This window comes from Microcystis sp. M53603_WE2, assembly GCF_030065435.1.
Genome location: NZ_JASJFF010000090.1, coordinates 1 through 2,813, shown reverse-complemented (window position 1 = coordinate 2,813; position 2,813 = coordinate 1). Strand labels below are relative to the sequence as shown.

At 42.0% G+C, this 2,813-nt stretch carries 1 protein-coding gene and 1 pseudogene; both read right to left on the bottom strand.

Annotated elements, in window-relative coordinates:
- Positions 1-474: 474 nt before the first annotated feature.
- Positions 475-1,644, bottom strand: a complete 1,170-nt coding sequence (locus tag PX481_RS02170; protein ID WP_288093472.1) for a DUF6014 family protein — start codon at positions 1,642-1,644, stop codon at positions 475-477.
- Positions 1,645-1,705: 61 nt separating this feature from the next.
- Positions 1,706-2,813 (bottom strand): annotated as a pseudogene (locus PX481_RS02160) (ABC transporter ATP-binding protein/permease); the annotation flags it as partial.

Below are 2,813 nucleotides of genomic sequence, written 5' to 3'. Positions count from 1 at the left end.
GATCATCGATGCCATTAAATTTTAGTACAGAGCGTTGTTCAGCCATTGGTTTTGTCATCGACCGGGGGAGAAAGGGGTAATCAGGGGTTCAGGGACTCTGACTAATAAGAGATTGATTTATCTGTCATGATTTCCCAGAATGCTACCGCCTAGCTTAACACATTTTAGTTATCTAGCGATATATATATAAATAAATGTGTAAGTAGATGGGCGTAAAAAACTCTAAGATCCCCCCGCCTGTCGGCACCCCCCTTATTAAGGGGGGCAGGGGGGATCGAGTGCAAAACCTATCTTCTATTTAATTGCAAACAGCTACTTAGGAGTCAACGACTAATATTCCAGAGCCGGCACTTGCTGTGGCGAGAAACTCAGAGGAGTTGACCCCAATCCCTATCGCCATCAATAGGATTTGGAGGGATGCTCATGGCTGATTGACATCCCTCCCTGGGCCGGTTAACAGCAAACCCTAGGTACTTATTGTAACTCTGACCAAATTCCGCGGCAGCGCTCTACAATTAGTCCCTGAAAAATTAATTGGGTTGCGGGATGAATCTCTACTTTATACAGAGCAAAAAGACCTGTTGGACTATTTAGATTTAACTCCCTTTGCGTTAGAGATAAGGCTTTTGTTCGGTGCATTTCCACCGCTTTTAGTAAGCCTGGATAACTAACATTACGCAGGGACAATTGACCATTTTTTGTGAGATAAATAGCATCATTTTGCAAGAGATATTCCAAACTGATCAAACTAGCGTGGACATCCACATCTTTTTCTAAACCCCCTAAACGGTGAGCATCTAAACCAAAGCGAATGCAGAAATTAACAGCGACTAATTTTCCCGCTTCTTCGGCAGGTAAAGCACAATCGGCAAATTCAAAGCCTAAACTATCTGAGCGCCACTCCTCGACTCCGGCATAGGTATAGTTTTGAAACAGTTTATTTTTGAGTTTTAAGTCAAATCCCAACCCACTAGCATGACCCGCTTCATGGAATTGGGTATCGAGATGGCGATAGCGTTCACCATTAATTTGATCCTCTAGGGGTCTTAATAGCAAATCGGCCGTTTCTGGCTCAAAAATTTTTCGGATACATTCGTAGCTAGAACCGGAAAAGCGTCGTTTTTGCTCACTGGCATTATTTAAAGCTGGTCCTTGAACACTATTGGGAAAAGTCCACCTATGGGGAACGATAAAAGCCTCCCCCTTTTCACCTTTAACCGTGCCACAACTAGCAATTTCAGTAAAGGATAAATTTCTGGGAATCGGTTGTCTTAGACTGCCAAATTTTTCACGAGTCAAGCTTTCTAGTTGTTCGATAGAAGGTTGACTATTTTGGTGAATTTTTCCGTAAATTGCACTCAACGTGAGTTGTCGTTCTCCCTGACGATTGATGCGATAGGGAGCAATCATCAGAAAATAACCATTTTTACCGATAAAATTCAGATTAATGAAATCTTCTGATAAAATGCTCCAGTCGTTGGTTTCTAAAGCCGCTGCTGTTTTCCAGAGCCACTGAGCCGGAACTTCACAGCTATCTGCTTCCTGTTGACGGAGTTTTTTCGCCGCGATTGCAATTTTATTTTGCTCGATATCTTGGACGATTTCTTGGAACAACTGTTGTTGATTAACCAGGGTTTGATTCATTTTTTGGGTAGCTAAGTTGGTGTAATAGTTTAACGTTGTTTTTTGACCCGTCTCTCATCGGCTAAACTCTTAGCCATTTTAAGATTTTAGGGTCTTTGTCATAGCGATAGGTCAGTCCATCTTTCCCCGTAATTGATTTTCCCTGACTGGCTTTGCTTCTGATGCTACTAAGGGAATAGTCGCTTAATTCCTTCATTTGTGCATGGGAAAGTCCCTCTTCGACTTCTGTTAAGATTGTTGTCGTTGGCGATTCGGGGGGGGTTCCCCGGCAGAATTGATTTTAGGATTGACCTCGGTTTCCTGATTCGGTAAATCTTCGAGCCTAGTTTGAGAATTATCGACAGAAATATTAATAATTTCTTTCACTTTTTGTCGGCGATATTCCTCCACTGTAAGCAGTTGCCAATGGGAATTACTAGAGAGTTCTAAAACCCATTGATGATAGTTAAAGAGACTTTCCCGATGTCCGACACTAATAAAAGTTGTGTGAGTTTTCTGCAATTGCCGATATAAATTTTCCTCATTGTTTAAGTCCAAAGCACTTGTGGCTTCATCGAGGATAGTAAAACTGGGACGGGTAATTAATACCCTAGCAAAAGCCAAACGTTGTTGTTCTCCCAGGGACAAAATGTTTTCCCAAGGCTCTTCTGTATCAAAGCTATTGACTCGATTTAGTAAATTTTGGAGATTGACTTCTTGCAAAACTTCCCTTAATTTTATCTCATTGGTTTCTTGATTGCGATTGGGATAGAGTAACTGTTCTCGCAAGGTTCCTAATATTATATAGGGACGTTGGGGCAGAAACAATACTTCTTCTAGGGGGGGACGCACTAATCGGCCGGTTCCGGCATTCCATAAACCGGCAATTGCGCGTAGCAAGGAACTTTTCCCCCGACCACTCGGACCGACAATTAATAAACCTTGTCCTGGCTGAACAGAAAGGGAGAGGTTTTCGACAATTACCTGTTCATAATCGGGGGTTTGCAAGGTGACATCTTCAAAGGAAAATTGGTTTTCTTCGATGGTTTTAATCGTGCTTAAATTTTCCGGTTGTTTAATGACTTCTTCTAAGGCTTGGGAAAATTGCGATAGACGTTCAACATAACTGCTAAATTGTGCCGAAGTGCCAAATTCACTAATTAATTCCGCCAGCGCCGTAGCAAACAAAT

Bases quoted from the DNA above. Each gene is read 5' to 3' on its own strand.
- PX481_RS02170 (WP_288093472.1), bottom strand. From the start codon at position 1,644: ATGAATCAAACCCTGGTTAATCAACAACAGTTGTTCCAAGAAATCGTC.